Source organism: Lysinibacillus sp. PWR01, from assembly GCF_043359455.1.
GTDB classification, from domain to species: Bacteria; Bacillota; Bacilli; order Bacillales_A; family Planococcaceae; genus Lysinibacillus; species Lysinibacillus fusiformis_F.
In genome coordinates this window covers 97,074-121,962 of the sequence record NZ_JBHERJ010000053.1, presented here as the reverse complement: position 1 = coordinate 121,962, position 24,889 = coordinate 97,074, and the positions used below count along the sequence as shown (strand labels likewise).

26 protein-coding genes are annotated in these 24,889 nt (G+C 39.2%); 1 reads left to right on the top strand and 25 read right to left on the bottom strand.

All coding sequences use genetic code 11. The features are described from left to right. Positions 1-262 precede the first annotated feature (262 nt). The 25 genes from recO to hemW all read right to left on the bottom strand — a co-directional run bounded on the left by recO (position 263) and on the right by hemW (position 23,396). Positions 263-1,048 carry a DNA repair protein RecO gene (recO, locus tag ACEVFT_RS11115; protein WP_205444457.1) on the bottom strand — a complete coding sequence of 262 codons (786 nt, stop codon included), beginning with the start codon at positions 1,046-1,048 and terminating at the stop codon, positions 263-265. A 267-nt stretch (positions 1,049-1,315) separates the two neighbouring features. Next, complete coding sequence (era, locus tag ACEVFT_RS11110) at positions 1,316-2,233, bottom strand: GTPase Era (protein ID WP_205444459.1); 918 nt, start codon at positions 2,231-2,233, stop codon at positions 1,316-1,318. Continuing rightward, complete coding sequence (locus ACEVFT_RS11105; protein WP_205444461.1) at positions 2,220-2,633, bottom strand: cytidine deaminase; 414 nt, start codon at positions 2,631-2,633, stop codon at positions 2,220-2,222. The genes era and ACEVFT_RS11105 overlap by 14 nt, the downstream gene beginning before the upstream one ends. A 59-nt stretch (positions 2,634-2,692) precedes the next feature. After that, a complete protein-coding gene (locus tag ACEVFT_RS11100; RefSeq protein WP_205444462.1) occupies positions 2,693-3,043 on the bottom strand; it encodes a diacylglycerol kinase family protein in 351 nt (116 codons plus the stop codon). Then, on the bottom strand, positions 3,044-3,517 hold the full coding sequence (gene ybeY, locus ACEVFT_RS11095; protein ID WP_393949755.1) for an rRNA maturation RNase YbeY: 474 nt from the start codon (positions 3,515-3,517) through the stop codon (positions 3,044-3,046). Between the two features lie 8 nt (positions 3,518-3,525). Next, positions 3,526-5,646: an HD family phosphohydrolase gene (locus ACEVFT_RS11090; RefSeq protein WP_393949753.1), complete on the bottom strand. Its 2,121-nt coding sequence runs from the start codon at positions 5,644-5,646 to the stop codon at positions 3,526-3,528. Between the two features lie 441 nt (positions 5,647-6,087). After that, positions 6,088-7,044 carry a PhoH family protein gene (locus ACEVFT_RS11085; protein ID WP_205444466.1) on the bottom strand — a complete coding sequence of 319 codons (957 nt, stop codon included), beginning with the start codon at positions 7,042-7,044 and terminating at the stop codon, positions 6,088-6,090. Between the two features lie 2 nt (positions 7,045-7,046). Beyond that, positions 7,047-8,159: a sporulation protein YqfD gene (locus tag ACEVFT_RS11080; RefSeq protein ID WP_393949751.1), complete on the bottom strand. Its 1,113-nt coding sequence runs from the start codon at positions 8,157-8,159 to the stop codon at positions 7,047-7,049. A 1-nt stretch (position 8,160) separates the two neighbouring features. After that, entirely contained in the window at positions 8,161-8,409 is a 249-nt protein-coding gene (locus tag ACEVFT_RS11075; RefSeq protein ID WP_393949749.1) for a hypothetical protein, read from the bottom strand. A 54-nt stretch (positions 8,410-8,463) separates the two neighbouring features. Further along, the gene (locus ACEVFT_RS11070) at positions 8,464-8,940 is read right to left on the bottom strand and encodes a hypothetical protein (protein WP_393949748.1); all 477 of its coding nucleotides are present in this window, start codon (positions 8,938-8,940) and stop codon (positions 8,464-8,466) included. 25 nt (positions 8,941-8,965) lie between these two features. After that, positions 8,966-9,970 carry a flotillin-like protein FloA gene (gene floA / locus ACEVFT_RS11065; RefSeq protein WP_342441012.1) on the bottom strand — a complete coding sequence of 335 codons (1,005 nt, stop codon included), beginning with the start codon at positions 9,968-9,970 and terminating at the stop codon, positions 8,966-8,968. 3 nt (positions 9,971-9,973) lie between these two features. Further along, on the bottom strand, positions 9,974-11,302 hold the full coding sequence (locus ACEVFT_RS11060; RefSeq protein WP_393949746.1) for an NfeD family protein: 1,329 nt from the start codon (positions 11,300-11,302) through the stop codon (positions 9,974-9,976). 313 nt (positions 11,303-11,615) lie between these two features. Further along, positions 11,616-11,789 carry a 30S ribosomal protein S21 gene (gene rpsU, locus ACEVFT_RS11055; RefSeq protein ID WP_004227078.1) on the bottom strand — a complete coding sequence of 58 codons (174 nt, stop codon included), beginning with the start codon at positions 11,787-11,789 and terminating at the stop codon, positions 11,616-11,618. Positions 11,790-12,052: 263 nt separating this feature from the next. Then, positions 12,053-12,622 (bottom strand): manganese catalase family protein, encoded by a 570-nt coding sequence (locus ACEVFT_RS11050; RefSeq protein ID WP_342441014.1) that lies wholly within the window; start codon positions 12,620-12,622, stop codon positions 12,053-12,055. Between the two features lie 24 nt (positions 12,623-12,646). Then, on the bottom strand, positions 12,647-12,910 hold the full coding sequence (locus tag ACEVFT_RS11045; RefSeq protein ID WP_393949745.1) for a spore coat protein CotJB: 264 nt from the start codon (positions 12,908-12,910) through the stop codon (positions 12,647-12,649). Then, positions 12,907-13,131, bottom strand: a complete 225-nt coding sequence (locus ACEVFT_RS24740) for a spore coat associated protein CotJA (RefSeq protein WP_205444478.1) — start codon at positions 13,129-13,131, stop codon at positions 12,907-12,909. The genes ACEVFT_RS11045 and ACEVFT_RS24740 overlap by 4 nt, the downstream gene beginning before the upstream one ends. Positions 13,132-13,268: 137 nt before the next feature. Next, complete coding sequence (deoC, locus tag ACEVFT_RS11035; RefSeq protein ID WP_205444479.1) at positions 13,269-13,940, bottom strand: deoxyribose-phosphate aldolase; 672 nt, start codon at positions 13,938-13,940, stop codon at positions 13,269-13,271. A 198-nt stretch (positions 13,941-14,138) separates the two neighbouring features. Next, positions 14,139-15,473, bottom strand: a complete 1,335-nt coding sequence (mtaB, locus tag ACEVFT_RS11030) for a tRNA (N(6)-L-threonylcarbamoyladenosine(37)-C(2))-methylthiotransferase MtaB (protein ID WP_393949744.1) — start codon at positions 15,471-15,473, stop codon at positions 14,139-14,141. Positions 15,474-15,488: 15 nt separating this feature from the next. Further along, positions 15,489-16,226, bottom strand: coding sequence for a 16S rRNA (uracil(1498)-N(3))-methyltransferase (locus ACEVFT_RS11025; RefSeq protein ID WP_393949742.1), 738 nt, complete (start codon positions 16,224-16,226; stop codon positions 15,489-15,491). An 81-nt stretch (positions 16,227-16,307) separates the two neighbouring features. Beyond that, positions 16,308-17,249 (bottom strand): 50S ribosomal protein L11 methyltransferase, encoded by a 942-nt coding sequence (gene prmA, locus ACEVFT_RS11020; RefSeq protein ID WP_205444483.1) that lies wholly within the window; start codon positions 17,247-17,249, stop codon positions 16,308-16,310. 21 nt (positions 17,250-17,270) lie between these two features. Then, on the bottom strand, positions 17,271-18,389 hold the full coding sequence (dnaJ, locus tag ACEVFT_RS11015) for a molecular chaperone DnaJ (protein ID WP_205444485.1): 1,119 nt from the start codon (positions 18,387-18,389) through the stop codon (positions 17,271-17,273). A 236-nt stretch (positions 18,390-18,625) separates the two neighbouring features. Further along, complete coding sequence (dnaK, locus tag ACEVFT_RS11010; protein WP_342441019.1) at positions 18,626-20,467, bottom strand: molecular chaperone DnaK; 1,842 nt, start codon at positions 20,465-20,467, stop codon at positions 18,626-18,628. Positions 20,468-20,542: 75 nt separating this feature from the next. Further along, positions 20,543-21,115 (bottom strand): nucleotide exchange factor GrpE, encoded by a 573-nt coding sequence (gene grpE, locus ACEVFT_RS11005; RefSeq protein WP_393949741.1) that lies wholly within the window; start codon positions 21,113-21,115, stop codon positions 20,543-20,545. Between the two features lie 17 nt (positions 21,116-21,132). Beyond that, positions 21,133-22,161 carry a heat-inducible transcriptional repressor HrcA gene (hrcA, locus tag ACEVFT_RS11000; RefSeq protein WP_205444489.1) on the bottom strand — a complete coding sequence of 343 codons (1,029 nt, stop codon included), beginning with the start codon at positions 22,159-22,161 and terminating at the stop codon, positions 21,133-21,135. Positions 22,162-22,250: 89 nt separating this feature from the next. After that, positions 22,251-23,396, bottom strand: a complete 1,146-nt coding sequence (gene hemW / locus ACEVFT_RS10995; protein ID WP_393949740.1) for a radical SAM family heme chaperone HemW — start codon at positions 23,394-23,396, stop codon at positions 22,251-22,253. Between the two features lie 184 nt (positions 23,397-23,580). Between hemW and rpoN the strand changes: the two genes are divergently transcribed. Beyond that, positions 23,581-24,840: an RNA polymerase factor sigma-54 gene (gene rpoN, locus ACEVFT_RS10990; protein WP_393949759.1), complete on the top strand. Its 1,260-nt coding sequence runs from the start codon at positions 23,581-23,583 to the stop codon at positions 24,838-24,840. Positions 24,841-24,889 lie beyond the last annotated feature (49 nt).

The window sequence follows — 24,889 nt, the reverse complement described above, 5'->3', positions numbered from 1 at the left end:
TGTTGTCACGCATCGCTTCTCCACCTTTTTCACTACTGTTAGTATGAAAGAAAAGGAAAAGACGCTTTTGCAGAATGGTTGATTGGAGTGGAGCCAGCGTCACTCCTAGGGGATTTAGCGTCCCAGAGGAGACCCTGGAGCGAACGTAAGTGAGTGAAGCGGCTCATCGGACGCCCCCTGGAAAGGTCGCTGGCGGAACGGAAATCAACCCCTCGCCTTGCTAAAAGGTCTTTTTTCAACATCATAAAATGCCAGATGAACATTATGGTTCTTCTGGCATTTCGTCTTTCGAGCGTATTTGCAATTCAGGGGTACGTTCTAGTTGCTCAATAAATTTTCTCGTCTTAAACCGAATCCCCGTTTGTTCTTCATAGATGGTTGTAATAATTTTTTTTATGAAATATTTTGTTTCTTTTTTCAGCTCTATTTTTCCAATTTGGTCGATAGGAACAGTATAGAACATCCTGATCAGTTTCAGCTGTGTTGGCGTTAAGCGAATGATATAGGGGTCATGCTGATAACAGCGATGGCATAAAAATCCTCCTTGAGCAAAGGAAAAAGCAAATTCCCCATCTACAGCGCCACACGCAGCACAGGCATGTAAAATAGGTTGTACACCTGTATAGGGCAACATTTTCCATTCAACAAACAGTGTAATGGCTTCAGGATCATAGCCATCCTCAATTGCTTGTAATGCTTGTAGTAAGACATCAAACGCAAATGGTTCTGGCTTCCCTTCTTCTACAACTCGCTCCACTAATTCCATAATATAGCTAGCATAAGCAGTAGCCATAATATCTTCACGAATATGGCGCATTGAATTCAAATGCTCTCCCTGTTGCAATGTCCCCATACCCGTATGATGTTGTACCATAAACATGCCATAGGTAAAGGGTTGCGTGACGGAAGCCAATCTACTAGAAGGTTTTTTTGCCCCTCGAGCCATCGTAGCCACTTTGCCAGCTTCTCGCGTTAGCAAAATAACTATCTTATTGGATTCACCATATGCGCGAACCTTTAATACAATACCCTCCCATTTATGAAGCATAATCCCCCTCCTTTCTTAAAAGAACTATCCATGAAAAGAGAGCTGCCCAAAATAATTTTGGACAGCTCAAAAATAAAACAATCAAATACTGCCAGATTTTGCGCTTACAAGAAGAAGTGAACCCAAACTGTCACGTCAAAATCTGGAGTCTATATCCTGATCCACCAGGCACTAAACACCTGCTGAAAAAACATATGTTCATCTCCCGAATAAGTGGGAGTCTTCTGTATCTGACGCTTCGCTTTCGATACAAATTAGGAAAAAAGCCTAGTATTCATCATCACGGAATCCGAAATCGCGTAAATGTGTAGATTTATTGCGCCAATCCTTTTGCACCTTTACCCATAGCTCTAAATATACTTTAGACCCTAATAACATTTCGATATCCTTTCGGGCACGTGTCCCTACTTCTTTTAGCAAGGCTCCACGTTTTCCGATAACAATCCCTTTTTGTGAATCACGCTCCACAATAATTGTAGCCGCTACACGAATTTTATCATCATTTTCTTCATCACGACGAATTTTATCAATTACCACTGCGATCGAATGAGGAATTTCTTCACGTGTTAAATGCAGGACTTTTTCACGAATAAGTTCTGAAATAATAAATCGTTCTGGATGGTCTGTCACTTGATCTGCTGGGTAATACTGCGGTCCCTCTGGTAAATACTTCCCTAATGTCACTAATAAATTTTCTACATTATTGCCTTGTAGTGCTGAAATCGGTACAATCTCCGCAAAGTCATAGCGCTCTTTATAGCTCTCAATAATTCCTATTAGTTCATCTGGATGAATGGCATCAATTTTATTGATGACCAAAAAGACAGGCGTTGGATTTCCTGCTAGCATTTCTAGTATGAATTCATCGCCTTTACCGATTTTTTGCTCAGCATTGACCATAAACATAATAACGTCCACTTCACGCAATGTGTTTTTAGAAACCTTCAGCATGAAATCGCCTAGTTTATGTTTTGGCTTGTGGATACCTGGTGTATCTATAAAAATCATTTGGCTATCATCTGTTGTTAGTACGCCTTGTACTTTATTTCTTGTTGTTTGTGGCTTATCACTCATGATCGCAATTTTTTGGCCAATGACACGATTTAAAAATGTCGATTTGCCAACGTTTGGACGACCAATGATGGAGATAAAGCCTGATTTATAGCCATTGTTAGTTTCCTGCATTCTCTAAATCCTCCGTCGTAAATGCAAACGGTAGTAATTCGCCCACTGACGTTACCGTCACATCACCTTTTAAATTCGTTAAATAAACAGGCATAGTTGGAGCACAAAACTCCATCATCACCTGACGACATGCTCCACATGGGGCACATGGCCCGTCCGTATCAGCTACAATGGCAATGGCTTCGAATTCGTAAGTCCCCTCTGACACTGCCTTAAAAAACGCTGTACGCTCAGCACAATTCGTCATACTATAGCCTGCATTTTCAATATTACAGCCGTGAATAACCTCTCCATCTTTCGTTAATAGAGCTGCCCCTACTTTAAATTTTGAATAGGGAACATAGGCTTTTTCACGCGCTTTTTTTGATTCCTCTAATAATGCTTGCATATCTATTGTCATCTATACTAATTCTCCCTCACATTTATGGTTTATTTTCATTTAGAAGACACTCATTTCCATTAAAACCATTTTGGCAGAAAGATGAGTAATCCGATTATAGCACTGAATAGCGCAAATACAAGCACTGCACCTGCCGCAATATCTTTTGCCTGCTTAGCAAGTGGGTGTATCTCTGGGGAAGCTAAATCGACAACCCGTTCGATCGCTGTATTCATCATTTCCAGCGCAAACATTAGTGCTATTAATAGTAGCACAATATACCATTCCATACGAGATAAACCTGTCCAATAACTAGCCAGTATAACAATGATTGCACTCAATATATGTGATTTTAAATTTTGTTCTTTACTTGCAGTTATAATGCCTTCAAACGCATAGCCAAAAGATCGCAAGTATTTGCGCAAATCCATCTAGTCTCGTCCTAAGCCAAAAGTTTGTAAAATCTCATCTTGCTTTGTAAACATCACTTTCTCTTCTTCTGGCTCCATATGGTCATAACCAAGTAAATGTAAAAAACCATGTACAGCTAAAAAGCCTAATTCTCGCTCAAAGGAATGATTATATTCCTCAGCCTGCTCTTTTGCACGGTCTGTCGAAATAATAATATCACCTAATACACGTGGCATCCCTTCAAAAGTTACTTCCATTTCCCCTTCCCCTAGCTCCTCTAGTGCAAAGGAAATGACATCAGTTGGCTGATCCTTGCCACGATACTCACGATTAATATCTTGAATTGTTTTGTTCGTTACAAACGTCACCGAAACCTCTGTTTCTGGCTCAATGTTTTCTACACTTGCAGCATGCTGTAATAGCTTTTCAACAAGCTCCATATGTTGTGCTCCCACTTCATTTGTTTCATCCGTAAAATCAATTGTTAAAATCATAGATCCTCCTACTTATCTCCCTTTGGATATTCAATACGTGAATGGAAAATACCATTCAACGTTTCACAAAGTACTCTCTCTATACATTTTAACTCTTTTATTGAAATATCGCATTCATCAAACTGATTATCTTGTACGCGATCATCAATGATTGCTCGTACTAGCTTCTGAATTTTCTCTGCGTTTGGCTCTTTCATTGAACGTACCGCTGCCTCAACACTATCCGCAACACTTATAACAGCCGCTTCCTTTGTTTGTGGTTTAGGCCCTGGATATCGGAACCTTGCTTCATCAATGCTTTTTCCTTCTTCCTTCGCTTTAAATAAGAAGAATTTTAACAAACTTGTGCCATGATGTTGTAAAGCGATATCAATGATTTCCTGAGGCATTTTATAACGTTTTAACATGTTGGCACCATCTGTCGTATGGGCGATAATAATCTCTGCACTTGTTTCAGGTGGTAATGAATCATGCGGATTGATACCCGACATCTGATTTTCGATGAAAAAGGCTGGACGTTTAGTTTTACCAATATCATGATAATAACAGCCAACACGTGCTAATAAGCCATCCGCACCGATTTCTTCACAGGCAGCTTCTGCTAGATTCGCTACCATCACACTATGATGATATGTCCCTGGCGTTTCCATTAGTAATTTTTTTAATAATGGGTGATTGGGATTGGATAGCTCGATTAAACGTAAAGACGATAGTAAGCTAAATGCTGATTCAAAGAATGGTAAAAGACCCATTGTCAATGCCCCTGAAAGCAAGGCAGACAACATCGCTGCTATTAAGTAAAATACTAATTCTGGTAAACCATAGGATGATTGTGTCATTAATAAATAAAAGGCGATAAATGCCAAGTTGACAAGAGAAATCACACCAACCGCATGTAAAATATGTGAGCGTTTTTCCACACTACGCAAAAAGAATAGGCTTGCAAACCCTCCGAATATGATATACAACGTAATTTCCATTTGCATAACAGATGAATAGCCTTCTTGGAAAATAACACCTGCTGAAGCAGCAGTCATAACTGTAACCAAAACAGCCGCTCGCTCATCTGCTAACAATCGTACAAGCATTGTAGCTAATGCCGTTGGGAATAGAAAGGCAATCGTCACATCAAAGCCACCAGAAACTAAGCTAATAAATTCCATCAGCAAGATAGACAAACTATAAACAATCACTGTCACTAACAGTGCATTACGTTTTTTTCGTTCGTTAGCCTCCCAACGCTCAAATAAAATATACATAAACATCATTTGCAATAGCGTTAAAATAATAAGCCCTGCAATAGGCTTCAAGGAGGCTTTATTACTAACCATCCCTAATAGCTCTAATTGTCTGAAAGCCTCATTGTCAATAATTTGGCCTTCCTGAACAATAATCTGACCTTGTAAAATGCGTGTAGGCTCTACGCTTTCTTTGGCCTGCTGTTTTCGAATCTTCGTCTGTTCTTCGTTAATTGTTTCATTTTCAATAATGCTTGTACGTCCTATTAACACGACTGTATTGAATATTTTATCAGGGTACCCTCGTTGTCCACGAATCTTGGTCTCAAAATCATTTTGAGCAACAAAAACGTTCTCTGGTCGGATGGATTTTTGTAAATATTCCTCTACAAATTTGGATAATTGCGTACTTGTTCTTGTTAAATCTTCTTCACTTTGCACTAATAGACCTTCCAGCTGTGAATCTGTAAAAATTAACGGCATCTGGTCTTCATCTATTGATTCAAATTTTTTGCGAAGCTGTGCAACTTGGTCGGCAATAGGAATAGGTTCCTTACTATTTGCAACATCCTTTTTCACTTCCAAAACATAATCAAATAATGATGTTACAATCGCTGCTCTTTGCTTGGCGACATCCTCCGAAAATTGATAGACCGAATCCACTGCATTGGCAGCTTTTTCTCTCTCTAGCTGTGTCTTATAAGTGTCTTCGATCGTTTTAGTAGATCGTACGGTTTCAGGCGCAAGCTGTAATGGTTTGAAATCATATGTAACTCCTTTAACATTGCCATACATAAATGCAAATTGTAGGCCGCCTGTTAAAATGAGAATGATGATAAGAAAGTAGCGAAAACCGATAAGCTCTGTAAATTTTCGAAGTTGTTTCTCCATCTGGCACCTCCTCTATCTACCTACTATCATACCAATTCAACATACATTTTTCTCGAAAAATGTATAAGAAAGCAAAAAACAGCTATGCATTTTCGCATAGCTGTCACATTTTTTTCCATATTTTGATTAATTTCATAATTTAGATTTTTACTTGTTGTGCAGACTTCAAAACCTCGTTGCCCCTGTTGCTTCGCTTTCCGGGTAGACTTCAAAACCCCGTTGCCCCTGTCGCTTTGCTTTCCAGGCAGACTTTAAAACCCTGTTGCCCCTGTCGCTTTGCTTTCCGGGCAAACTTTAAACCCTGTTGCCCCTGCCGCTTCGCTTTCCGGGCAGACTTCAAAACCTCGTTGCCCCTGCCGCTTCGCTTTCCGGGCAGACTTCAAAAGCCCGTTGCCCCTGTCGCTTTGCTTTCGGGGCAGACTTTAGAATTGCTACGCAATTCTAAAGTTGCTGTTCTTCGTAGGCTTGGATGATTTTGGCAACGATTGGATGACGGACTACATCGCCTTGTTCTAATACTTGGAAATGGATAGATTTTACATACTTTAATGTACGTTCCGCTACAATCAAGCCAGATTCCGTATTTTTAGGTAAATCGATTTGCGTTTTATCCCCTGTAATGACCATTTTAGAACCGAAGCCTAGACGTGTTAGGAACATTTTCATTTGTTGATGGGTTGTATTTTGTGCTTCATCTAAAATAACGAAGGCATCATCTAATGTACGGCCACGCATATAGGCTAAAGGAGCGATTTCAATCGTTCCCCGTTCTATCAGCCGTTGTGTTTGTTCGGACCCGTAGATGTCATTTAAAGCGTCGTAGAGAGGTCGTAGATATGGATCTACCTTTTCCTTCAAATCTCCTGGAAGGAAGCCTAGAGACTCTCCTGCTTCAACAGCAGGGCGAGTTAATATTATTCGCTTAACATGGCCATTTTTAAGTGCCTGTGTTGCCATGACTACCGCTAAATACGTTTTCCCAGTACCAGCTGGACCAATACCGAAAACAACGTCTTTATGACGGATTGCTTGTATGTATTCTCGTTGACCAATTGTTTTTGCACGAATCGGTTTGCCTTTCGTCGTGCGTGCTATTTCTTCATCATACAGTTCTGCAAAATATTCAATCGTTCCTTTTTGTGTCATTTCAATCGCAGTTGAGACATCACGTTGATCAATATTAATTCCTTTGCGAATGACCTTCAATAAAGCATGTAAAAGATAGGTTGCCTGTTCCTTAGCATTTTCTTCACCCGCCAGTTGAATTTGTTCACCACGCGTAATGATATGAACTTTGAGTGCTTCTTCAACTAATTTCATATTTGCATCGGAAATACCGAGTAGCATAACCGCTTCATTTGGATTATCCACCTGTAATACAGTTAACTGTTCTGACATAATCATTCTCCTTGTAGGCCTTGTATTGGACTTGCAATGTTTTCATTGACTAAAAATAGAACTTTCCCTTCAACTGTACCATTCCCCCACTTTGCCTGTAAAAGGTTTTCTTTCTTAATAATTGTTTTTGCAGGTAACGAACGCAATACTTTTTCATGCAATAAAGGAATCAACAATGACTCAATTTTCGATTCATCCAACTCCACTTGCATGGTTTTCGTCTGTTGCTCCTCCACAATCGAAACATAGGGGGCTAGCCAATTCGGTAAATCCTTCTTTTGTACATAATCTACCTTTTCCTGATGTATACCCTTTACCAATACCCGCCATTGTTTTTGTTGCAACGTTTCCACCGTAATTTTTGTTGGAATTTTAAACGAACATTCAAGCCAATAATCTGCAAAAACCTCACCCTTTGCCCCAACAAAAACTTGATCTTTACCACTTTCTAATACACCACTAACGAGGACATCCCCCTCATAGGCTGTGTCATTTACTGAAATTTTTCGCTCGCCATGTTGTATATTAAAGTGGGTAATGACACCACTTTTTGTGGCTACTATATGAGAGGCTAATTTGTCATTTGTTTGCTCTGTTTGTTTCGGTGATTCTTGTGGTCTCAGAATTACTCGTCCGCCGTGTTTATCAATATGCACCCATGATAGCTCTCGGTGTTGCTCTAACAGCTTTTGTCGTATGACCGTATTTGAAGGTAATTTTTTTTTTGATAGCGGGGTTTCTAGTTGAAAGGTATCTTGAAAGGTCTTGCCTAAACGCTGCTCCAGCTCTGGTGTCGCTGCTTCGATGTCCACTCGCCAAATGATTTGTGCACAGAGGATCGGAATAGCAATCATTAAGGCTAAGCCCAACAAAGTCCAAATTTGCGCTCGAAAAACTTGAAGCTCATCTGCATAAAAAACAGCCATTTTCAAACGAAAACGTCTTCGCACACGGCGAATTTTTGGTAGATAATGCATCGTCGTTTCAAAAGAAACTTCCTGCTCACGAAAGACTACACGCTTTAATGGAACATGTTGAGCGTGCAATGCTTGAATAAAAGGATGAACATTTTCATGGCGCTTTATACGTATAATAATAGGCCGATTATTCCACATTTTAGCTCACACCCATATTCTTTGTCATTTTCATATGAAGTTCCTGTAGATTGTCAACAGATAGATGTAGCATCTCTTTTTTGAGCGCATTGATTGTCACTGAATCCGCATTGACAGTAATATGATAATCTGCATAGACAAACGAACAGGTCGTAGCATCTGCATGAATAAAACGGTAGGGTCCAATAATTTTTAATGATTCGTATTCTAACAACTCAAGTAGTGGCGTTAATTGAAATAATTTTTTCATAAAAAATGCCTCCTTCTTCGGCAATATATGCATCGAAAAAGGAGGACATGCTAGTTATTTTCTTTTTGATTTCGGTGGCCCTAATATTTCAGCCATCACGATTGCTTGCACAAGATCATTTTTAGATTGAGGTAGTTGTATAGTCGAATGAGTGCCAACTGATTGCACTTCTTTTTTTCCAGCAGCTAAACGTCCTCGACTTTCTCGATTCGAAGTACGGCGAGGGACATCTGCTGGAGTGACTGTTGGGGCAATATAGCTTGGCATTTCCTTTTGCACTTTTTCTTCGACAAATTTTTTAGGCTCCTCGACTTTTTCATTTTCTGGAATCCAATCACCTATAAATTCTCGTGCAAAATCTTCAAAACTTTGTGCTTTCCCTGTACGATGTGGTGCTTTCTCCATAACTGGAGGCTCTGCCACTGTGTCTTTATTAAAAGGAGGCATCTGTTTCTGAGGCTTTTTATTTTTTGATTTTCCGAAAATAGAGCTGACTATGGCAATTATGGCAAAGAGTATTAACTGTTCCATATGTTAGTTCTGCTCCTTTCCGTTATTAAGCATTGGGTTCATTTTTTTCAGGCTTATCATTACTTACTTTTGAAATTGAGTCGCGCATTGCTGTATCCGCTTGGATATTACGATAGTTCATATAATCCATAATACCAAGATTACCAGAACGTAAGGCTTCAGCCATCGCTTGTGGTACTTCTGCCTCTGCTTCTACTACTTTCGCCTTCATCTCTTGAACACGTGCAATCATTTCTTGCTCATTTGCTACAGCCATTGCACGACGTTCCTCAGCTTTTGCTTGCGCAATGTTTTTATCCGCTTGTGCTTGTTCAATTTGTAATTCGGCCCCGATGTTTTTACCGATATCTACATCGGCAATATCAATGGATAAGATTTCAAAGGCTGTCCCTGAATCTAAACCTTTAGATAATACGGTTTGCGAAATCATATCCGGATTTTCTAATACTTCCGTATGACTAGTAGCGGAACCAATTGTAGAAACGATCCCTTCCCCTACACGTGCAATTACCGTTTCTTCACCAGCACCACCGACTAAACGCTCGATGTTGGCACGCACAGTAATACGGGCTTTTGCTTTAACCTCAATCCCGTTCATTGCTACACCTGAAATGAATGGTGTTTCAATAACCTTTGGATTAACAGACATTTGAACAGCTTCTAACACATCACGCCCAGCTAAATCAATTGCTGCACAACGTTCAAACGATAACTCAATATTAGCACGGTGAGCCGCAATTAAGGCATTCACGACGCGGTCGACATTACCACCTGCTAAATAGTGACTCTCTAACTGGTTTATCGTAACAGGTAAACCTGCTTTATGTGCTTTAATCAACGGATTAACAATTCGTGAAGGGATTACACGACGTAAGCGCATCCCAATTAATGTGAAAATACTCACACGTACACCTGCTGCTAATGCAGAAATCCACAGTGCTACGGGTACAAAGGTAAAGAATACCGCAAGAACAATGAATAAAATAACTAGTCCGGCAATAGGACCAATCAAACCTAAATCAAGACCCATTTTCTATTCCTCCATCTCTTTATCTGTTTGTCTCACAACAATGCGTGAGCCTTCAACTTTAATAATTTCTACATGTTGGTTGGCATCGATATAGCCACCTTCCGATACAATATCAATGCGTTCACTACCCAGTACCATTGTTCCAGATGGACGTAATGGCGTAAGCGTTTTCCCTATTTTCCCTAACAGTTCTGTGCGATTCACATTAGATACATACCCTTCTTCTGTCGTGGTTGCATCCATTAACACAAGCCTGTTTAAGACATGCAGTTTTTTTCCGAAAAATTTCATCAGAATCACCATTCCTATCATCGCTATCACAAGCGCAATGAGAATTGCTACTATCATTTGCATCATATTTGCACCTGCCAGTATCAGACTTAGTACTATTAATACACCACCTAAAATACCAACAATACCACCGGGGACAAAAAACTCTGCAATTAAAAGGGCTAAACCAATAATAAATAACAACAATGTTTCATATCCCGCAAAGCCCGCAACCATATGTCCAAAGAAAAATAAACCAAGTGCTGATAAACCCATTATACCTGGAACGCCGAATCCTGGCGAATAAAGCTCCATTACAAGTCCTAAACTTGCGATAGACAATAGAATAGGTACAATGATGGGATTTGTAATAAAACGAGCCAGTTTTTCAGAAAAGGTTGGTTCAATGGAAACAACATCACTACCATTTAGGTTAGTTACCTCTAAAAGCTCCTGAAAATTCCTAACCGTCCCCTCAGAGTACTTAACCTTTAATGCCTCTGAGGCTGATAAGGTTAACAAATTCTTTTCGCCAGCACGGTATTCTGGTAGTTCATAGTTGGTATCTGCCATGGCTAATGCATACTTAGGGTCGCGACCTGACGTTTCTGCCGCTGCTTTCATTTGAGCAAGCCAAGCACTATTGGCCTTTAAGTCGGCTGCATTCCCTGCTGAATCGATAACTGCCGCTGCACCGATTGTTCCATTTGGAACCATGTAGATCTTTTCCGCATGTAAGGCTAAAAAAGCTCCTGCTGAGTGTGCATCCTTATTAATATAAGCAATCGTTTTTAAGTCCGTTGCATCCATAAGCATGGCGATATCACTTGCCGCATTCACGAAACCGCCAGGCGTATTTATTTCTAAGATAATCGCCTCTGCCTTGTTTTCTTCAGCCTCTTTAAAAGCTCGTTCTAAAAATGCATGAAGTCCTCGCTCTACTTCATTATGAATCGGAACATGATAAACCTTATTACTGGCAAAAGCCGAAGTTAATGGAAACGCTAACAAAAAAGTCATCCATATCACTAGTAAATAGCTGAGGATTCTACGTTTTCGCACCTTTTTCCCTCCCTTCTAACATGCTTCTCCTCTGTATATACGGTCAATCATGCGAAAAGTTTCACAAATCTTAAAAATTTATTAATTTATACATCATGATCTTGAATCAAAATTACCCACATCATGAGGGTTGTAAAAAAGCCGAATGAATCAATGTGATTTCATTCGGCTTTTTCATATGTACGTAAAGTTGAGCAATGTAAAATACCTGAAATTAATCAAAAATGAGATTAATTTCAGGTATAACTTTGTCTGCTCAGTGAATCATACAATTGCGTGTTATGAACGTAGGGATTTTTAATGGGAAATTAAATTACCACTTACGTTTACGTGCAGCTTCTGATTTCTTTTTACGTTTTACGCTAGGTTTTTCGTAGAACTCGCGCTTTCTAACTTCTTGAATTGTACCACTTTTTGATACAGTACGTTTGAAGCGGCGAAGAGCATCTTCAAGCGATTCGTTTTTGCGAACGACAGTTTTTGACATCTCTCTTTCCCTCCCTCCGAACACACGTCAATACACAATTAGGCAAATAACCTTCTGTTGTGTACTAAAAAATTATATCGTATTGTCTAATAATGGTCAATAGAAAGTATACGAAATTATCAAGTGAATTTTTGGTTTTATTTTTGTTAACCTGCCCATTATACATTTAGCTAGCAATACATCCATTATTTATACTAATAAAAATGATAATTTTGACAAACTAAAAGGCTGTTTCAAGTTCCACTTGATACAGCCAGAAATTTTTAGAAAACCTTCTTCTGATCCTGATCATCTTTTAAAATTTCAACAGCCTCGCGAAAACGCTGAGAGTGAACAATTTCTCGTTCACGTAAAAACTTCAAGCTATCATTTAAATCCGTGTCATCGGATAAATCAATAATCCATTGATATGTGGCGCGTGCTTTTTCTTCAGCTGCTATATCCTCATATAAATCTGCAATAGGATCACCCTTTGCCTGAATATAGGTTGCTGTAAACGGTACCCCCGAGGCATTTTGATAAAATAAAGCCCGATCATGATTCACATAATGATCACCTAAACCAGCCTCTTTAAGCATTTCTGGTGTCGCATCTTTTGTTAGCTTATAAATCATCGTGGCAATCATTTCTAAGTGTGAAAATTCCTCTGTTGCGATATCAGTTAATAACCCCACTACTTTATCTGGAATCGTATAGCGCTGATTCATGTAGCGAAGAGCTGCAGCCAGTTCCCCATCAGCCCCTCCATATTGCTCAATTAAAAACTTAGCAAGCATTGGATTACATGTACTAACTTTTACTGGATACTGGAGCTTCTTTTCATAATACCACAAAGATTCTTCCTCCTAATCTTTTGATTAGACTTGCCATGGCCATGGTGTATCAATCCAGTTAAAAGGATAATTCGAATAGCTTCTCCCAAAATTCATGAGTGGTCCATATTTTTGTTCAAAGTCAATTTTGAGCTTCATACTTTTCTCAGTATTTTCATTAAATTGCTGAATGGCGTCATAATCGTGGGGATGCGTGTCTAAATAGAGATTTAATTCAACAATGACGAAATCGATTGCTTGTATTTCTTCTAACTGCTTATAAAAATCGGGCGGCATCTTTTTAGTCATTCTTCCTCCCTCCTTTTAGGGGGAAATGGGTATGGGCTAAATAACTGTGGCCATAGCGTACCTGCCATTAGCGCTTCTCTTGGGGTTTGGAATTGGGGTAGTCCAGGTGGTTGAAAACCCATATACAGTTGTGGGGGTGTGGCAAAATACTTTACTTCTATAGGCTTACAAGGGTCGAATGGGCTAATATAGGGCCTCCAAGACTTATACTGTGTAAACATGACATCCTCCTTTCAGTATTCACGTTCATCAGTGGAGTATATGTGAATAAAAAAATGATATGCTGATTAGACACAAAGAAGCCATAAGCTCCTACGAATAAACGCAAGAGCTTATGGCTTCTATAAAAAAGAAAAAATTAGTAGTTAGAATCAGCGATTAAGCCATTCATAATGGCTACACCAGAGCTTGCCCCAATACGAGTTGCACCAGCTTCCACCATTTTCTTCATGTCCTCTAAGCTACGAACGCCACCTGAAGCTTTTACACCAAGCTCAGGACCTACTGTTTTACGCATAAGCGCAATATCCTCTGCTGTTGCTCCACCAGTAGAAAAACCAGTAGATGTTTTCACATAATCAGCACCTGCTGCTACAGCTAACTCACAAGCTTTCACTTTTTCTTCGTCTGTTAGTAAGCATGCTTCAATAATAACTTTTACAAGTGCGCTACCTTTAGCCGCTTCTACAACTGCTGCGATATCCGCTTGTACAAGTTCATCGTTTTTATCTTTTAACGCACCGATATTAATGACCATATCCACTTCTTTTGCACCGTTAGCGATAGCATCTTTTGCTTCAAATGCTTTGACTGCTGGTGTATTAGCACCAAGCGGGAAGCCAATAACCGTACAAACTACAACTTCTGTACCTTGTAATAATTCACTGCTGCGCTTAACCCAAGTTGGATTTACACAAACAGAAGCAAAGTTAAATTGTTTAGCTTCTGCACATAATTTTTCAATTTGTTCCTTTGTTGCCTCAGCCTTTAATAATGTATGATCAATCATACGTGCGAAATTTTGTTCCATTGTTGAACGCTCCTTCATTAAGCAAGATGTACGTACCTCTTCGAATCATACCACTTTTTCATGTTGCCGTCTAATATCTTTCTATATTATTGATTTGGTTGATTTTAATTCGCATTATGACATCGATATTAGAATTTATTTTAGCATTTTCCAAGAACAAAAAAGGATTGCCTACAGATGCTGGCAATCCTTTTCATATTAATTAACTGTTTCTAAAACGCGAACAAATTGTCCTTGTGAGTGTGGATAGCCTGCTTGTGTAATTTTTATTTTTACAAGCTGTCCTATGAGACTTTCTGGCCCTTCAAACACTATTTTTAAGTAATTGTCTGTATAGCCAGTTAGAAGTCCTTCTTCTTCACTGCCATCATGGACAAATTCTTCAGGAATCACTTCTAATACTTGCTCTTCAAAACTAGATGCATATTCTTTTGCCAATTGATCATTTAAAGAAATAAGGCGATGTACACGCTCATTTTTAATATCTTCATCAATTTGATCTTCCATACGTGCAGCTGGCGTGCCTGTACGTGGAGAGAACGGGAAGACGTGTAGTTCAGAGAACTTATGATCACGAATAAAGTTGTACGTTTCCATAAACTCTTCCTCTGTCTCACCTGGGAAACCAACAATGACATCTGATGTGACAGCTAAATCAGGTAATGCTTCATGTAATTTCGTTAAACGTTCACCGAAAAATTCCATTGTATATTTACGACGCATACGTTTTAAAACCGTATCAGAACCTGATTGAATTGGAATGTGTAAATGGTTAACAACAATCTTTGATTCACGAAGAACTTCAATGACTTCATCTGTTAATTGACTAGCCTCAATAGATGAAATACGAAGGCGCTTTAAGCCTTTTACATTGGCTTCTAGATCACGCAGTAACTGTGCAAGATTATAATCTTTTAAGTCTTGTCCATAGCCACCCGTATGAATACCCGTTAAAACGATTTCTAGATAGCCAGCGTCAACTAGTTGCTGTGCTTGATGTAAAACTTCTTGTGGGTCACGAGAACGCATTAAGCCACGTGCCCATGGGATGATACAAAATGTACAGAAGTTGTTACAGCCTTCCTGTATTTTTAATGAAGCACGTGTACGGTCCGTAAATGCTGGTACATCTAGTTCCTCATATACACGATTTTTCATAATATTACGTACGGCATTAATCGGTTGACGTTCTGCACGATATTGGTCAATATAGCCCAACAATTTCGTACGATCCTGTGTTCCTACAACAATATCAACGCCAGGAATCGCCATGATTTCTGCTGGGGATGTCTGCGCATAGCATCCCGTTACACAAATAACGGCATCAGGATTTTGTCGCACTGCACGACGAATCACCTGACGAGATTTCTTATCTCCAGTATTGGTAACTGTACAAGTATTAATGACATATACGTCTGCTTGATGATCAAATTCTGTACGATCATAGCCTTCTTCCTTGAACAGTTGCCAGATTGCTTCTGTTTCGTAATGATTTACTTTACAGCCAAGTGTGTGAAAAGCCACTTTTGACAAGGCTGAACACCTCTTTCATTCAAATTCATAGGATATGGCAGACAGTGCGTATAATGGCGCTGTTTCTGCTCGTAAAATTCTCGGTCCTAATGACATCGTTTGAGCGCCTGCTTGTAATAGCGCTTCCGACTCGTGACGAGAAATGCCCCCCTCAGGACCAAATATTATAAGCATTGATTTCGACTTCTTATCATACACGTTTTTTAGCTTCTCCGCAAACCTTGTGCGTTTTTCTGCCTTTGCATCCTCTTCATCCGCAATAAAAACGGCGTCGAAATGATCTATTTGTTGTAACAGCTGTTTAAATGATATGGGTTCAAAAACTGTTGGAATATGCGTGCGATGGGCTTGTTCCGCAGCTTCCTTGGCAATTTTCTGTAATCTTTCTTGCTTTTTTGCTCCTTTTTTCTTGTCCCATTTTACAATGGAGCGTTCAGCTTCAAAGAGTAATAAAGCAAACATCCCAAGCTCTGTGGCTTTTTGAGTAATGAGCTCTAGCTTATCACCTTTTGGCAAACCACAAGCTACTGTTACTTGAATAGGTAGCTCTGGTGAAGGGATTATTTGATCAGTCGCTTCAATGACGACCTCATCTCCTTCAAATCCTTCAATAGTGCATATATGCGCAATGTTTTGTGCTACAACTACAATTTTGTCGCCTTGTTTCATACGCATCACTCGCTCAATATGCCGTGCATCTTCTCCACTAATACGTGCATTCTCTATTGCTGTTTCAATAAAATAACGTTGCATGCCACACAGTCCTTTCTAGCAAGAAACGAAAACGCCAAATCACAAGCACACGGCTCACGATTTGGCGCTTCCTTAGTCAAGTTATAGTGGACGACGGGCAATAATGGCTACCCAATCTTCCATTAATAATACTTCTTCGATCACAAAGCCTGAAGCTTCTAGTGCTACTTTAACATCATCACGTTTTGCACCGATGATGCCCGAAGTGACATATAATCCACCTGGTTTTACAATTGTATACGCGTCGTCAGTGAAGGACATGATGATTTCAGCCAAAATATTAGCGACTACTACATCTGCTGGCTCTTTTACAGTATCCAATAAGTTGCCATGGAACACTGCTACCTTATCTTCCACTTTATTCAATTCAACATTTTCTCGTGCTGAACGTACCGCTACCTCATCTAAATCGAGCGCATGCACACTTTTGGCACCAAGTAATGCTGCACCAATAGACAATACGCCTGATCCTGTACCGATATCAACAACCGTATCCCCTTCTTTAATGACTTTTTCAAGTCCTTGTAAACACATCACCGTCGTTGGGTGTGTGCCTGTACCAAAGGCCATACCAGGGTCTAATTCAATAATTAGTTCATCTGTTGAAACGGGTTTGTATTCCTCCCATGTTGGTACGATAGTAAAGCGTTCAGAAATCTTAACAGGATGGTAGTATTGCTTCCAGGCAGTTGCCCAATCTTCTTCATTAACTTCCACAATGGATACCACATTTTCACCAATATCAATGTTAAAGTTCGTTAAATTTGTGATAGCTGCTTTTATTTCTTCGACTGTTTCATTTAAAAAACTAGACTCGGATAAATAAGCTTTGACAATTACGCCATCTTTTGGAAAATCATCTTCATTTAGTGCATAAATTTCACCATATTGATCTTCACGTGGCTTCGCAAACTCTGCAGAATCTTCGATGACAACACCACTTGCACCTGCTTCATGCAAAATATTCGAAATTGCTTCTACCGCATCATTTTTTGTATGAATGGATAATTCTGACCACTTCACGTAGCTCTTCAGCTCCTCTAATTATTCACCTTGGAATTTTTTCTTGATTTTATCGAATAGTGAACTCCCTTGTTCTTCAGGGATATCGCCACTAATTTCTGCAAATTCTCGTAGTAATTGCTTTTGTCTTTCCGTTAATTTTTCTGGTGTCATAACTTTTACTGTTACATACTGATTACCCATACCATAACCATGAACATTTTTAACACCTTTATCTTTTAGGCGGAATTGAGCACCCGACTGTGTTCCAGCTGGAATACGTAATTTTACTTTACCATGAACTGTTGGTACTTCAATTTCATCTCCAAGAGCTGCTTGAGGGAATGTTAATTTCAGCTCAAAGTAAATATCGTCTCCATCTCGTTCGAAATCCTTGTGACCTTGAATGCGGAACATAATATATAAATCCCCTGCAGGTCCACCGTTTATACCTGGTTCACCTTGACCAGATACACGAATTTGTTGTCCATCATCCACACCAGCTGGAATCGTCACTTTAATTTTCTTACGTTTTTGGACTTTTCCTTCTCCACGACATGTCGAACATTTTTCTTTAATGATTTTACCTGTCCCATGACATGTTGAACATGTACGACGGTTCATCATACGACCAAATGGTGTATCCACTGCTTGATTGATTTGTCCAGCACCTTTACATGTTGAACATGTTTCAGGCTGCGTGCCTGGCTTTGCTCCTGAACCGTGACATGTTTCACACGTTTCATCTTTTGGGATTTCTATTTCTGTTTCTTTCCCAAAAATAGCTTCCTCAAATTGGATGTTCATACGATATTGCAGATCATCCCCTTTGCGTGGCGCATTTGGATCTTGACGGCGACCCCCACCGCCAAAGAATGAACTGAAAATATCCTCGAAGCCGCCAAAGCCGCTGCCTCCAAAGCCACCACCAAAACCAGCATTCGGGTCTTCATGACCAAATTGGTCGTAGCGTGCTTTTTTCTGGTCGTCACTTAAAACTTCATATGCTTCAGCGATTTCTTTGAATTTTTCATCTGCACCCGGCTCTTTATTAAGGTCAGGGTGATATTGTTTTGATAATTTACGGTATGCTTTTTTAATCTCATCTTTTGTAGCCGATTTTGTTAAACCAAGCACCTCGTAATAATCGCGTTTCTCCATGATTCACACTCCGCTCTGTTTGCATAAAATCTATTGTAACATGCAGTTAAAAAAACTGCCTCATTTTTTCGATTAAACATTCTATATGTTCCATAATAATGAAGATTCTCACTTCCTAGCAGCTAACGTATGCAATTACCCCATAAATGGTGCCATTTACGTGAAGTGACGTCACATCATGACAAAAGCCAAAGCCGCAAGCGGTCTTTGGCTTTTTCACTTAACTGTGTTACTTCTTATTTATCGTCTTTTACTTCTTCGAATTCAGCGTCTACAACACCATCATCTTTTTTACCAGCGCCAGTGTCTGCACCTGCATCGCCACCTTGAGCTGCTTGAGCAGCTGCTGCCGCTTGTTCGTAAACTTTCATCACTAGTGGCTGTAATACGCCTTCTAATTTTTCTTTAGCTGCTTTAATGCCTTCTAGCTCACCAGCTTCAAGTGCTTTTTTCAATTCATCACGAGCATCTTCAACAGATTTTTTCTCATCTTCTGTAATTTGCTCACCTAGGTCAGCAATTGTTTTGTCCACTTGGAATACTAATTGGTCAGCTTCGTTACGAAGATCTGCTTCTTCTTTACGTTTAGCGTCTGCTTCAGCATTAGATTCTGCGTCTTTTACCATGCGTTCAATTTCTGCCTCTGATAAACCAGAATCGGATTGAATCACAATTGTTTGCTCTTTGTTTGTACCAAGATCTTTTGCTTTTACAGATACGATACCGTTTTTATCAATATCGAATGTTACTTCGATTTGAGGTACACCACGTGGTGCTGGTGGAATATCTGCTAATTGGAAGCGACCTAATGTTTTATTGTCAGCTGCCATTGAACGCTCACCTTGTAGAACATGAATATCTACTGCTGGTTGGTTATCAGCTGCTGTAGAGAATACTTGTGATTTTGAAGTAGGGATTGTCGTGTTACGGTCAATTAATTTTGTGAACACGCCACCCATTGTTTCAATACCAAGTGAAAGCGGTGTTACGTCAAGTAATACAACGTCTTTTACATCACCTGTTAATACGCCACCTTGTACTGCAGCACCCATTGCAACAACTTCGTCAGGATTTACACCACGGTGAGGCTCTTTACTTGTTTCTTTACGTACTGCTTCTTGTACTGCTGGAATACGTGTAGAACCACCAACTAAAATAACTTGGTCAATTTCAGAAGTAGAAAGACCCGCATCAGATAATGCTTGACGTACTGGACCTACTGTACGATTTACTAATGGTAAAGTAATTTCGTCAAATTTCGCACGAGTTAAAGAAATTTCTAAGTGTAATGGACCTGCTTCGCCAGCTGTAATGAATGGTAAAGAGATTTGTGTTGATGTTACACCAGATAAATCCTTTTTCGCTTTTTCAGCTGCATCTTTTAAACGTTGCATCGCCATTTTATCTTTTGATAAGTCAATGCCGTTTTCTTTTTTGAATTCAGCTACTAGATACTCGATAATTGCGTCATCGAAATCATCCCCACCTAGTTTGTTATCACCAGCTGTAGCTAATACTTCAAAGACACCGTCACCTAACTCAAGGATGGACACGTCAAACGTACCGCCACCAAGGTCAAATACTAATACTTTTTGATCTTGATCTTGTTTATCTAAACCATAAGCAAGTGCAGCAGCTGTTGGTTCGTTGATGATACGTTCTACTTCTAGACCTGCGATTTTACCAGCATCTTTTGTCGCTTGACGTTGTGCATCATTAAAGTAAGCAGGAACTGTAATAACTGCTTTTGTCACTTTTTCCCCTAAGTAGTCTTCTGCGTAGCCTTTTAAGTATTGAAGAATCATAGCAGATACTTCTTGTGGTGTGTAGTCTTTATCTTCTACTGTTACTTTTTCAGCTGTACCCATTTTTGATTTAATAGAAATGATTGTGTTAGGATTTGTTACTGATTGACGTTTCGCTACTTCACCAACTTGGCGTTCTCCATTTTTAAATGCAACAACAGATGGTGTCGTACGGTTTCCTTCTGGATTTGGGATTACTTTTGGTTCTCCACCTTCAAGTACAGAAACGCAAGAGTTTGTTGTTCCTAAGTCAATACCAATAATTTTGCTCATTAAAATTTCCTCCTATTATGTCAACGCAAGGGATGCGTTTTCTAACTAATTTTAATTGACTAAATAGCACAAAGACTATTCGTTCACAGATACCATTGTTGGGCGTAATACACGATCTTTTAGGATATACCCTTTTTGTAACTCGCGTAAGACAACACCCGTCTCTTTTTCACTATCCTGTTCTTGCATAACAGCTTGGTGAATCGTTGGATCAAATTGCTCACCTTCAGCTTTAATCACTTGCAAACCTTCTTTTTCTGTCGCTTCAATTAAAGAGCGATATACCATTTCAATTCCTTTGATGATCGATGCTGTCTCTTCAGAAGTTGTCTCTACTTGGAGCGCACGTTCAAAATTATCAAGGACTGGTAATAGATCAGATAGTAAGCTTTGCGCGCGATACTTTTCAGCAGCCTCGCGATCTAACTGATTACGGCGACGCATATTATCGAAGTCAGCACGTAAGCGTAGGTGACGATTTTCCTCGTCAGCCAGCTTTGCTTGTAGTTCAGCCAGGTTAGCCTCATACTGTTCTTCAATTGATAATTCTACTTCTTCCTGAACGTCTGTTTGCTCTACTGCCTCTGTTGTCGTTTCAGCTTGTACATCTTCTTGTACTAAACCTTTGTTTTCCGTTGTTTCCGTCACTTGAATCCTCCTCATTATCATTCACTACGATTCTTCGTAAACGCCTGTGTTAAATCCAAGCGCATTACGTCTAATAAAGCCACGACACGCTTATAGTCCATGCGTGTTGGGCCGATAATAGCAATGGCTCCCTGTTGATCATCACCAATGGAATAGGTAGTGGTAATGACACTGCAATTTTCCATTTCTAGTTGTTTGTTTTCTGAGCCTATCCGAATATGAATACCTGATTCGTTCGGATGGAAAAGTGACTGCACTTGGCTAGTCGTCTCCATTAAGTCCAAAATCATGCGGACTTTATTTAAGTCATGGAATTCTGGTTGGTTGAACATATTCGTTTTCCCACCATAGAAAATTTTACTTTCCGAATTATGCATTGTTGCTGATACAAGTGCGCGAATAAAATCATCCGCTGATCGAACTTGTTGCTGTAACACGGCTAGCACTTCAGCTTCAAGGCTTTTATGGAGATCTTCTAATGACACACCCATGAGGCGGTCATTTAAGATATTCACCATTTTCTCTAAATCAGAAGCGGTAAAATCAGGCGGTAAATTAAACATGCGATTTTCTACATGCCCATTATTCGTCACGATAATTGCTACTGCTGTGTCGCTAGAAAGAGGTACAATCGAAAATCGTTTAACACGATGCCTTTGGACATCAGGTCCTAAAAGTATGGAAGTATACGATGTCAGCTCTGATAGAATGTTGGCTGACTTTCGGATAATATGCTCTACTTCTACTAGTCGATCATTAAAAATTGATTGAATTTGTTGGATGTCCTTGGAATTAATACCTTGAGGACTCAACAAATGATCTACATAAAATCTGTAACCCTTTTCCGAAGGCACTCGACCAGAGGAGGTATGCGTTTTTTCTAAAAAGCCTAATTCCTCTAAATCCGCCATTTCGTTTCGAATAGTGGCTGGACTAAATGTAATCCCTTGTTTTTTGGAGATTTGGCGAGAACCTACCGGCTGCGCAGACACAATAAAGTCGTCTACAATGACTTGCAATATCTGTAACTGCCGATTTGTTAGCATGATTATCACCTCTGTTAGCACTCGACTAAGAGGAGTGCTAATACTATTATTAAGTTATCAAATCCCACATTTTATGTCAACGATATCGCTCAATCTTCTAGCAAAAATTGTTGAAATACTTCATTGCCCACAAAACGTCCTTTTCTAGTCAAGCGCACACCCGCCTCATCTTGTTCTAAAAGACCTGTTGACACTAATTCTTTTATTACAGCATCATAATGGGCAGACATTGGTGCTTTAAATTTCTCTTCATATATAGTGTGCATAACACCCTCTGTTTTTCGTAGCCCTAAAAACATTTGTTCTTCTCTCTTCTCCGCTTGTGATACTTCATGTGCATGGACAATAGGTAACTCACTCGCAAAAACAGTTTCCATATATTTTTTTAATGGACCATGATTGGAATAGCGTATACCTGCTAGATACCCATGGGCCCCTGCACCAAACCCAGCATACTCATCATTATCCCAATAAATCTTGTTATGCTCTGAATGAAACCCAGGCTTTGCAAAATTGCTAATTTCGTATTGTTGAAGCCCATGTGTGGCCATTTGCTGCATCAGCACCTCATACATATCTGCTTCTAGATCTTCTGTCGGTAAATACAGTTTCCCTTTTGCGTATTGATTATAAAAAATCGTTTTGGGCTCTACAATAAGAGAATAAGCAGAGAAATGTGGCAAATCAAGAGCAAAAGCTTTGTCTAATGAATCCTTCCATTGAGCCATTGTTTGTCCAGGCAAACCATACATTAAATCAATGCTAATATTTTGGAAGCCAATTTTTCTAGCCAAAGCGATTGTTTCATAGACATGTTCATTACTATGAGTGCGTCCAATCTTCTGGAGCAGCCCTTGGTCAAAGGATTGAACACCCATGCTTAAACGATTGACGCCACCCTCAAACAGCACCTGCAATTTGGCCGCGGACAATTCATCTGGATTTGCCTCTGATGTAAATTCTGTCACACTATTCATTGGAATATACGTTTGTATATACGTTAGTAGCTTGTCCAATTGCTCAGGTGATAAAGCAGTCGGTGTCCCGCCACCAAGAAAAATTGTCTCGATGTTACGGAAATTTTCAGGATATTTTTCTGTTGCCAGAGCCATTTCTTTTCCAAGCGCTTCTATATATTCATCCACTGGTTGATTTTTAAAATAAAATTTATTGAAATCACAATAATTACAAATTTGATGACAGAAAGGAATATGAATGTAAACACCTCGTGCCATAGCAATCCCTTCTTTCGCGTTAAGTCTTTTCCATTTCTACATTATAACGAATCAATAGAAGGAACGCTATGAAACCATCTAGTAAGTTGAACAAAATCAATACACAAAAGTTTTAATTATCTGAAAATTAAGCAATTTATGATATGCTACTCTTAAGTGTGAAACAGGAGGGATCATGGTGGACATGTTTTTAAAGCAGCAACAACAACAGAAGATGATGATGACACCTCATTTGCAGCAATCTATTGAATTACTACAATATACAACACATGAGCTAGAGCAATTTCTTTATGAGCAACAATTAAATAATCCCTTAATAGACCTTCAATCATCGACATTTCAAGAGCGCATGTTTGGAAAACCTCATCATTCTGTTTTCAATTTGTCGAATGAGTTATATAGTAAAATTGCTGAACCTAGTCAGCGTGATGAATTAGTACAATTGGCTACATTAACTTTTGTAGGAGTTGAATTACATATTGTCCAAGTTTTAATTGCGAATCTAGATAACAAAGGCTATTCTCCAGCACAGCTTCCTACTATTTCAAAGGAACAGCACAATTATGGCATTCAGCTTTTGCAACAAATTGGACCAGCTGGAATAGGTGCACGTACCTTGCAAGAATGTCTATTATTACAATGTGAGGAACGCAATGATAATTTACAACAGCTTATCCAAAAAGGTTTAATTCTACTTGCTGAGCGTAAATTTACTGAGTTAATGAAATTACTCCAGATTTCAAAAGAGCAACTATCTTCACTAGTAGATCAGCTACTAGAGTTAAATCCTATACCTTGTGTTTTAAGTTCATTAAATGATATCGAATACGTAACACCTGATATTATCGTTTTTATTGAAAATGGCGAGTTGCAATTTAGCATAAATGATCATTCGCTGCCATCTGTTCAATTGCATAATCACTATCAAAGCTTGGCACCTTCCTTACCTAAATCTGAACAATCTTATGTAAAACAGCAATTTAAACATTATGAGTGGCTCATACATAGCTTGCAACAACGACGTCAAACCATTATTCGTATTATGGCCGTTGTCTTACAGCATCAACGGCAATTTTTTCTTCAGGGATTATCCTATATAAAACCTCTTACCTTAAAAGATGTCGCAACACAAATCGACATGCATGAATCAACAGTTAGTCGAGCAATAAGAAATAAAACAATCCAAACACCAGTTGGAACCTATTTAGGAAAGGATTTATTTTCTTCTAAAATTGAAAGTACTCAAGCTGCACATTCACAAACTTCTATTTTAGAGTTGATCAAGAAAATTATCACTTCTGAGGATAAGCAAAAGCCTTTATCCGATCAAAAGATTGCGGCAAGTCTTGCTAAGTTTTATCAAATTCAAATTGCACGTCGTACCATCAGTAAGTACCGTGAAGAATTAGGAATACCTGCAGCAAGCAAACGTAAGGAATTATAATTATTTCACGATACAATCCAATTTTAATTCCACAATAAAAGAGTATGCT

Bases quoted from the DNA above. Each gene is read 5' to 3' on its own strand.
- hemW (WP_393949740.1), bottom strand. From the start codon at position 23,396: ATGGCACGAGGTGTTTACATTCATATTCCTTTCTGTCATCAAATTTGT.
- ACEVFT_RS11080 (WP_393949751.1), bottom strand. From the start codon at position 8,159: ATGTGGAATAATCGGCCTATTATTATACGTATAAAGCGCCATGAAAAT.
- ACEVFT_RS24740 (WP_205444478.1), bottom strand. From the start codon at position 13,131: ATGTTTACACAGTATAAGTCTTGGAGGCCCTATATTAGCCCATTCGAC.
- era (WP_205444459.1), bottom strand. From the start codon at position 2,233: ATGCAGGAAACTAACAATGGCTATAAATCAGGCTTTATCTCCATCATT.
- ACEVFT_RS11025 (WP_393949742.1), bottom strand. From the start codon at position 16,226: ATGCAACGTTATTTTATTGAAACAGCAATAGAGAATGCACGTATTAGT.
- dnaK (WP_342441019.1), bottom strand. From the start codon at position 20,467: ATGAGCAAAATTATTGGTATTGACTTAGGAACAACAAACTCTTGCGTT.
- hrcA (WP_205444489.1), bottom strand. From the start codon at position 22,161: ATGCTAACAAATCGGCAGTTACAGATATTGCAAGTCATTGTAGACGAC.
- rpsU (WP_004227078.1), bottom strand. From the start codon at position 11,789: ATGTCAAAAACTGTCGTTCGCAAAAACGAATCGCTTGAAGATGCTCTT.
- ACEVFT_RS11075 (WP_393949749.1), bottom strand. From the start codon at position 8,409: ATGAAAAAATTATTTCAATTAACGCCACTACTTGAGTTGTTAGAATAC.
- recO (WP_205444457.1), bottom strand. From the start codon at position 1,048: ATGCTTCATAAATGGGAGGGTATTGTATTAAAGGTTCGCGCATATGGT.
- ACEVFT_RS11085 (WP_205444466.1), bottom strand. From the start codon at position 7,044: ATGTCAGAACAGTTAACTGTATTACAGGTGGATAATCCAAATGAAGCG.
- ACEVFT_RS11045 (WP_393949745.1), bottom strand. From the start codon at position 12,910: ATGACTAAAAAGATGCCGCCCGATTTTTATAAGCAGTTAGAAGAAATA.
- dnaJ (WP_205444485.1), bottom strand. From the start codon at position 18,389: ATGGAGAAACGCGATTATTACGAGGTGCTTGGTTTAACAAAATCGGCT.
- ACEVFT_RS11100 (WP_205444462.1), bottom strand. From the start codon at position 3,043: ATGGATTTGCGCAAATACTTGCGATCTTTTGGCTATGCGTTTGAAGGC.
- deoC (WP_205444479.1), bottom strand. From the start codon at position 13,940: ATGGAACAAAATTTCGCACGTATGATTGATCATACATTATTAAAGGCT.
- ACEVFT_RS11090 (WP_393949753.1), bottom strand. From the start codon at position 5,646: ATGGAGAAACAACTTCGAAAATTTACAGAGCTTATCGGTTTTCGCTAC.
- floA (WP_342441012.1), bottom strand. From the start codon at position 9,970: ATGGGTCTTGATTTAGGTTTGATTGGTCCTATTGCCGGACTAGTTATT.
- ybeY (WP_393949755.1), bottom strand. From the start codon at position 3,517: ATGATTTTAACAATTGATTTTACGGATGAAACAAATGAAGTGGGAGCA.
- ACEVFT_RS11105 (WP_205444461.1), bottom strand. From the start codon at position 2,633: ATGACAATAGATATGCAAGCATTATTAGAGGAATCAAAAAAAGCGCGT.
- ACEVFT_RS11070 (WP_393949748.1), bottom strand. From the start codon at position 8,940: ATGGAACAGTTAATACTCTTTGCCATAATTGCCATAGTCAGCTCTATT.
- rpoN (WP_393949759.1), top strand. From the start codon at position 23,581: ATGTTTTTAAAGCAGCAACAACAACAGAAGATGATGATGACACCTCAT.